Raw genomic sequence first — 6,484 nt, 5'->3', positions numbered from 1 at the left:
CCGCAAACTCACCGCGTTCGCCAGCTACGGCTTCCCGGAGAGCCACGCGATGAGCTTCGCCTACCTGGTCTACGCCAGCTCCTGGCTCAAGCGTTACCACCCCGCGCCGTTCCTGGCCGCGCTGCTCAACGCCCAGCCGATGGGTTTCTACTCGCCGCAGACCCTGGTCGACGACGCCCGCCGGCACGGGGTGGAGGTCCGTCGTCCGGACATCAACGCCAGCGGGGCACTGGCGGTGCTGGAGTCCACCCCGGAGACCCGGTGGGGCAGCGGGCCAGGGGAGCCGCCGCACTCCTGGGGGCTGGGCGGCCCCGCCGTCCGGCTCGGCCTGTCCAGTGTGCGCACGCTCGGTGCCAACGTGGCCGAGCGGATCGAGGCCGAACGGGTCGCCGACGGGCCGTACCGGGACATGCCGGATGTGGCCCGGCGGCTCGGTCTCACCGCCGCGCAGTTGGAGGCGTTGGCCACCGCGGACGCCTTCGCCTGTTTCGGGCTGACCCGGCGGCAGGCGCTGTGGGCCGCCGGTGCGGCGGCCCAGGACCGACCGGGCCGGTTGCCCGGCACGGTGACCGGCGCGGCGGCGCCCACGCTGCCCGGGATGGAGGCGGTGGACCGGCTGGTCGCCGACGTGTGGGCCACCGGGTTGTCGCCGGAGAGCCACCCCGCCCGTTTCATCAGGGGTCAGCTCGACGTGCTCGGCGCGGTGCCGATCGCCCGGCTCGGCCGGGTGGAGCCGGGGCAACGGATCCGGGTCGGCGGCATCGTCACCCACCGGCAACGTCCGGCGACCGCGGGCGGGGTCACCTTCCTCAACCTGGAGGACGAGACGGGGATGCTCAACGTCACCTGTTCGCCGGGGCTGTGGCAGCGCTACCGGCGGGTGGCGCGGACCAGTGCCGCGCTGGTGGTCCGGGGGCGGTTGCAGCGGCACGAGGGGGTGACCAACCTGGTCGCCGACCGGCTGGACGCCATCGAGCCCCCGGTGCGTCCGGCCTCCCGTGACTTCCGCTGATTCAGTGATCCACATTACGGTTTCCCGAGCCGTCGAGCGGGAGACTTGTTCCGAGCGGGCAGAGCGGCCCGTGATCCGTGAGGGGGAACGACAGTGACGGGAAATCACGCGTACACCGGTGGAATCGCCAACGCCCGGCGGACCCGACTGGGCACCGGCTGGGTGCCGTCGCATCTCGCCGACCCCCGCGAGTACGAGGTGACGAACGGTCCGGTGGCCAACGAGCGCCGGTCCCGGGCGGAGGACGAGGCCGAGGGCACCGAGGCCTGACCGGCCGCCGCGCCACGCACCGATCGGGCGTGTGGTGGGCGCCCCCGCCACACGCCCACACCACCACCGGGCCGAGTGACTAGGCTCGGCCGGGTGGAGCAGACCCGAGGCCGGTTCGCCGAGCCGCCGCTGACACCCCGCACCGCCGTGATCTGGTCGGTGCTCCGTGCCGAGCTGGACCGGCGCGGCGACGCCGAGCTCACAGTGCTGGACGTGGGCGGCGGCACCGGTGGTTTCGCCGTTCCGCTGGCCCGCGCCGGGCACCGGGTCACCGTCGTCGACGCCAGCCCCGACGCGCTCGCCGCGCTCACCCGCCGCGCCGCCGAAGCCGGGGTGGCCGACCGGATCGCCGCCGTGCAGGGCGACGGTGACGCCCTCGCCGGGCTGGTCGAGCCGGCCGGCGTCGACCTGGTGCTCTGCCACGCCGTCCTGGAGGTGGTCGACGACCCGACGCCGGTGGTGACCGCGCTGGCCACCGCGCTGCGCCCGGGTGGCGCGGCCAGCGTGCTGGTGGCCGGCCGGGCCGCCGCCGTGCTGGGCCGCGCGATGAACGGGCACCTGGACGTCGCGACCACAGTGGCCGCCGATCCGGCCGGCACCGCGGGCCCGCGCGACACGCTGCGCCGACGCTACGACGCCCCCGGCGCCGCCGCGCTGCTCGGCGCCGCCGGGCTGGTGGTCGAGGAGATCCACGGGGTACGCGTGCTGGCCGACCTGCTGCCGGCCGCTGTCGCCGACGGGCAGTCCGCGGCCGTGGTCGAGCTGGAACGTGCGCTGGCCGCCCAGCCGCCGTACCGGGACCTGGCCGCCCAACTGCACCTGTTCGCCCGCCGGCCGGCATGATCGCCGAGGCCGGTGGCCAGCCGGCACCGCTGGAGATCCTCGGGCCGGGCCACGGCGGCGGCCGCCTCGCCGACGTGCTGCCCAGCGCGCTGGCCGTGCTCGGGGTGCCCGGCTCGACCGACCCGCTCGGGCTCCGACCCGCGCTGGCCGGGGTACGCCGGATCGCGGTGCTGCTCGTCGACGGGCTCGGCTGGTACCAGCTGCCGACCGCGGCGCCGTACGCGCCGACTGTCGCCGGGCTCGCCGCGACGGTGGCCCGGCCGCTCATCGCCGGTTTCCCGTCCACCACCCCGACCAGCCTGGTGTCGCTGGGCACCGGTGTCGCGCCGGGCGCGCACGGCGTGCTCGGCTTCACCGTGCGGGTGCCCGGCACCGATCGGGTGCTCACCCACACCGACTGGGCCGCCGATCCGTCGCCGCTGTGCTGGCAGCCGGTGCCCACCCAGTTGGAGCGGGCCCGCGCCGCCGGCGTCACGACGAGCGTGGTGAGCCGGCCGGAGTTCGGCGGCAGCGGGTTGACAGTGGCCGCCAACCGGGGTGGCGACTTCCGGGGCGCCGCCGGCGCGGACGCGGTGGCCACCGCCATGCTGGCCGCGCTGGCCGCCGGGGCCGGGCCCACACTGGTCTCCGGCTACCACGCCGATCTGGACCGGCACGGCCACGTCAGCGGCGTCGACTCGGCACCCTGGCGGGTCGCCGCGACCGAGGTGGACGCCCTGGTCGCCCGACTGGTCGACGGGCTGCCGCCGGACGCGGCGCTGCTGGTGACCGCCGACCACGGCCAGCTCGACATCCCTGCCACGCACCGCTTCGACCTGGACACCGATCCGCGACTGCGCGCCGGCGTGCGGCTGGTGGCCGGCGAGGCCCGGGTCCGCTACCTGCACGTCGAGCCGGGCGCGGTGGACGACGTGCGGGCCGCCTGGTCGGAGGTGCTGGGCGCCACGGCCCGGGTACGCACCCGCGACGAGATGGTGGCCACCGGCTGGTTCGGGCCGGTGGCCGAGGAACACCTGGGCCGGATCGGCGACGTGGTGGTGATCTGCAACGACACGTACGCGGTCATGGCCAGTCGCACCGAGCGGCCGATGGCGTCGAAGTTGGTGGCCTACCACGGCCGCCGGTCGGGGCGACCAGCGGGGTACGCGAGCGGGCCCACCGGTCCAGCGGACCGGCCCAGTTGGGCAGTCGGTCGCCGGCCCGACCGAAGACGAAGGGCAGTTCGAGTACGGCGACCGGCAGGCCCTCGCCGGCCGCCGCCCGCCCCTCCCGGGCCTGCTCCAGGCGGCAGCGGATGTACGTGTGCCGTTCGGTGAGGCACCACTGGGGGTGCAGCCGGTCGAAGTAGGTGTAGTAGGAGCCCATCACGACGCCCCGGGTGAGACCTTCGAGGCGGGCGGCGGTGAACAGGCGTACCACCGGGTCGACGTTGTCTCGACGGAACTCGGGATAGATTGGCTTGGGTAGCGGCCGTTGCTCGTCGGTGCGGGTGGCGTAGACGACGCCGTCGTGGCCGGCGAGCAACTGCCGCACTTCGTCGACCTGGGCGGACCCGACGTCGAGCAGGTGGTCGATGCCCGGCTGGGCGGTACGCGCCACTGTGGTAGCGGCGTGCCCACGCTCCCGCAGGACGTCCACGACGTGCGCGCCGATCAGGCCGCTGCCACCCACCACAAGAATTCGCACGGTGCATCGTCCACTCTGGAACCGGTGTCTTGTCAACCCACGAATCCGAGCGTGCTTCGCACAGAACCTCCTGGGGTGGGTGGTGGGGCCGATGCGTTCCGGCGTCCTGGAACAGGCGATAGGCTCGGATGGAGGGTCCACAGTAGGGCATGTCGCATACGGTCAGTGACGGTTGCCTGACTGCGGGATGCGCAACCGTGTGTCCGAGCACTTCTCACAAACGGGGGTTGGGGATGCCGGATCCGCGCGCCTTCTGGCTGGACGAGCAGTTCGACCGTGAGCACGGCACCGACGGGCGTGGCCGGTACGAGGCCGAGGTGTTCCGCCGGATCGACGAGTTCGCCGACACCTGGGGTGACTTCGCGCCCGTGGCGTTCGCGGTGACCGCTTGGCGGCTGGCCACCGAGCTGTCGCCGGGTTTCGTGCGCTGGCACCGCCGGATCATCTCGGCGACCTGCGCGTGTAGCCCGTGGGACGGCAGCCTGGTCTGCGCGGTGACAGTGGCCTCCCGCTGGCCCGCCGAGCTGACCTGGACCAAGCAGTGGCAGCGCGACCGTGGTTGGCAGGACTGGCCCCGGCTGTTCGGCCAGTTCACCACACCCACCGAGCAGGACCAGACACGCCGCCCGCATCTGCGCGCGCTGCTCCAGGTGGAGGCGCCGGTCCCGCTCGACGACCTGCCGCCGACGCCCGACGGCCCGGACGACGAGGTTGCCGCGGCGGCGCGCCGGGCCGTGGCGGTGCTGGCCCGGGAACTCAACGACCTCCTCGCACCGATGATCGGGCAGCTCGACGCCGGAGTTCCGGCGGACTCCTGAAACGCTCGCCCGCCGGTAGGGTCGTCGGCGTGAATTCCGACGACATCGCCGGCCGGCTCGGAGTGCCCGTCGAGGACGTCGACCGCGTGCACCGGCTCGCCGGTGACGGTCCGTCAGCTCCGTTGCCGGCCAAGGCCGACGCACCCGCGATCCTCGACCGGCTCACCGTGCCGCCGGACGACGCCGCCGAGATCCTGGCGGGCTGGCCCGACCCCGGCTCCGCCCTGTGGACTCCGGAGCTGCGCTGGCTGCTCGACCGCTCGATCGCCCTGGTCCGCGCCGACCTCGCGGGCTACGACTGGCTATCGCCCGGTCCGGAGCTGCCCCGGGAGCGCGGGCCTGCCTGGCGGCACCTCTACGTGTACGCGTACCTGGCCCTTGTCGACGTGGTGCGCGGGTATCACAGCGACCACGGCATCCCCGACGCCGTGACCTGGGTGACCCTGGCTGACCTGGGCCGCAACCTCGCCATCGACCGACGGATGCGTGGCGAGGGCTGGCCGATCATGCAGAGCTGGCTGACGCTGCACTCGCGCGGCAGCGTCTACGAGCTGGGCCGGCTACAGCACCAGCGCGGTGACGGGGCGATCGGGCTGCACGTCCCCGATTCGGGGCCGTTGACCCCGGAGGCGGTGGCGTCGTCCCTCGACGAGGCCCGAGCGTTCTTTCCCCGGCACTTTCCCGACGAGCGCTACACCGCGTTCTCCTGCGCGTCGTGGCTGCTCGACCCACAGCTGCGGGAGTACCTCCCCGAGGACTCCAACATCGTGCGGTTCCAGCGCCGGTTCGAGTTGGAGCCCTACGACGAGTCCGCGGGGCCGGACGCCGACATCGAGGTCCTGCGGTTCGGGTTCCGGACCCTGACCACGCCGCTCGACGAGCTGCCGCGCCGCACTGTGCTCCAACGCGCGATCATCGACCACCTGCGGGCCGGCGGCCACTGGCACTGGCGTCACGGCCGCTTTCCGATCTAGGCATCCGCGTTCCACCACGCGTCGTTGGCGGCGGCCTGGGCCGCCGGTTCGATGACCTCCCACACCTGCGCGATCAATCCGTCGGCGATCCGCAGGACGTCGACCACCACGATCTCCGGCCCTGCGTCGGGGAGTCGGCGTCGCGAGTGCACCACGACGTGGTCACCGTCGGCCAGCAGGTGCAGGATGTCGACCCGCATGCCGGTGGTCGGGCCGAGCGCTGCGCGGACCGCAGCGAGCCACTGCGCCCTGGTCGAGGTCGTCGAATCCGACCGGTGATGGGTGAAGTCCTCGCTCAGGTACGAGGCGAGCGTGTCGACGTCGCCGGTGTCGACAAGCCCCGCCAACGCACGTCCGACGATGCTCTTGTTCTCGGTGGTCATGGGCGCAAGTGTTTCCCCGGCCCGGATGGTTGTCGATGACATCGCACTTCATGGCGTCCCGAGCGAGGATGAGTAGGGTCATGATCGTGTATGCGGTCGGGGAACTGCTGCGGCAGTGGCGCAAGCGCCGAGGGCTCAGCCAACTCGACCTGGCGATCGCCGCCGACGTCTCGGCTCGGCACGTCAGCCTGGTCGAGACCGGCAAGTCCACGCCGAGCGCCGACATGATCCTCCGGCTGGCCGAGCAGCTCCACGTGCCGCTGCGTGACCGCAACCACCTGTTGCTCGCCGCCGGCTTCGCCCCCCGGTACGCGCAGCGCCCGCTCGACGACGCCGCCCTGTCGGGTGCCCTCAGCGCGGTCCGCAGGGTGCTCCGGGCTCACGAACCGTATCCGGCGCTCGTCTTCGACCGTCGGTGGAACATCCTGCTGACCAACCGCGCGGTCGACCCGTTCTTCGCGTACGTGGCCCCCGACCTGTTGCGGCCACCGGTGAACC

At 73.3% G+C, this 6,484-nt stretch carries 8 protein-coding genes and 1 pseudogene; 7 read left to right on the top strand and 2 right to left on the bottom strand.

Translation table 11 applies throughout. From position 1 onward, the window contains the following. The 4 genes and pseudogenes from ABZ749_RS26380 to ABZ749_RS26365 form a co-directional block, all read left to right on the top strand. Positions 1-1,012 (top strand): OB-fold nucleic acid binding domain-containing protein (locus ABZ749_RS26380; RefSeq protein WP_357232508.1); only part of this gene is annotated, 1,012 nt, incomplete at its 5' end. Between the two features lie 93 nt (positions 1,013-1,105). Continuing rightward, the gene (locus tag ABZ749_RS26375) at positions 1,106-1,282 is read left to right on the top strand and encodes a hypothetical protein (protein ID WP_167492956.1); all 177 of its coding nucleotides are present in this window, start codon (positions 1,106-1,108) and stop codon (positions 1,280-1,282) included. A gap of 75 nt (positions 1,283-1,357) precedes the next feature. Next, positions 1,358-2,125, top strand: coding sequence for a methyltransferase domain-containing protein (locus ABZ749_RS26370; protein WP_357232505.1), 768 nt, complete (start codon positions 1,358-1,360; stop codon positions 2,123-2,125). Further along, positions 2,122-3,243 (top strand): annotated as a pseudogene (locus tag ABZ749_RS26365) (nucleotide pyrophosphatase/phosphodiesterase family protein); the annotation flags it as partial. The gene ABZ749_RS26370 and the pseudogene ABZ749_RS26365, both read left to right, overlap by 4 nt. On the opposite strand, the gene ABZ749_RS26360 reads toward ABZ749_RS26365, so the two are convergent. Further along, on the bottom strand, positions 3,188-3,796 hold the full coding sequence (locus tag ABZ749_RS26360) for an NAD(P)-dependent oxidoreductase (RefSeq protein WP_357232511.1): 609 nt from the start codon (positions 3,794-3,796) through the stop codon (positions 3,188-3,190). The pseudogene ABZ749_RS26365 and the gene ABZ749_RS26360 sit on opposite strands and share 56 nt — an antisense overlap. A 248-nt stretch (positions 3,797-4,044) precedes the next feature. On the opposite strand from ABZ749_RS26360, the gene ABZ749_RS26355 reads away from it, so the two are divergent. Next, positions 4,045-4,629 carry a hypothetical protein gene (locus ABZ749_RS26355; RefSeq protein ID WP_357232502.1) on the top strand — a complete coding sequence of 195 codons (585 nt, stop codon included), beginning with the start codon at positions 4,045-4,047 and terminating at the stop codon, positions 4,627-4,629. Between the two features lie 29 nt (positions 4,630-4,658). Next, positions 4,659-5,603 carry an acyltransferase domain-containing protein gene (locus ABZ749_RS26350; protein WP_357232499.1) on the top strand — a complete coding sequence of 315 codons (945 nt, stop codon included), beginning with the start codon at positions 4,659-4,661 and terminating at the stop codon, positions 5,601-5,603. Here ABZ749_RS26350 and ABZ749_RS26345 read toward each other — a convergent pair. Beyond that, a complete protein-coding gene (locus ABZ749_RS26345; RefSeq protein WP_357232496.1) occupies positions 5,600-5,986 on the bottom strand; it encodes a nuclear transport factor 2 family protein in 387 nt (128 codons plus the stop codon). The two genes, ABZ749_RS26350 and ABZ749_RS26345, sit on opposite strands and share 4 nt — an antisense overlap. A gap of 80 nt (positions 5,987-6,066) precedes the next feature. Here ABZ749_RS26345 and ABZ749_RS26340 point away from each other — a divergent pair. Next, positions 6,067-6,484: helix-turn-helix transcriptional regulator (locus tag ABZ749_RS26340; RefSeq protein ID WP_357232493.1), on the top strand; the 418-nt coding region annotated here is incomplete at its 3' end.

This window comes from Micromonospora sp. NPDC047753 (assembly GCF_040642735.1).
Classification (GTDB): Bacteria; Actinomycetota; Actinomycetes; order Mycobacteriales; family Micromonosporaceae; genus Micromonospora.
The sequence above is the reverse complement of the archived record's forward strand: the minus strand, read 5'-3'. Positions and strand labels throughout refer to the sequence as shown.